The organism is Gemmiger formicilis (assembly GCF_024462815.1).
GTDB lineage: Bacteria > Bacillota > Clostridia > Oscillospirales > Ruminococcaceae > Gemmiger.
Genome location: NZ_JANGCG010000059.1, coordinates 1 through 401 on the forward strand (window position 1 = coordinate 1; position 401 = coordinate 401).

At 47.6% G+C, this 401-nt stretch carries 1 pseudogene; it reads left to right on the forward strand.

Going from position 1 to position 401, the window contains the following annotated elements:
* Positions 1–81: 81 nt before the first annotated feature.
* A pseudogene (locus NE623_RS14490) lies at positions 82–401 on the forward strand (tyrosine-type recombinase/integrase); the annotation flags it as partial.

The window sequence follows — 401 nt, forward strand, 5'->3', positions numbered from 1 at the left end:
GTGGTGATAGCTTTCTGTCGCAGTTGTCGGTATGCTTTGTAGTACCGCAGGTCAATAATAATACTAAGGAGCGTGCAAAACATGGCATCTATCAGAAAGCGCGGCAGTAACAGCTATTTGATTGTAGTATCTCGTGGGTATGACTACGAGGGAAACCGGCTGAAATCCGTACAGAAAACGGTCAAGCCGCCCAAGGAGTACACACCCAAACAGGCAGAAAAGTGGGTTAAGGAACAGGCAATTTTGTTTGAGAGAGAAGTACAGCACTCGCCTGAACCCATCAATCGAAGCATTACGCTGGCAAAGTACATCGAACACTGGGTAGCTGATGTAGGACCGAAGAAGTTGGCGGACTCTACATACCAACGAGATTTGCAGGATATCCGCAGAATCTTGCCAGC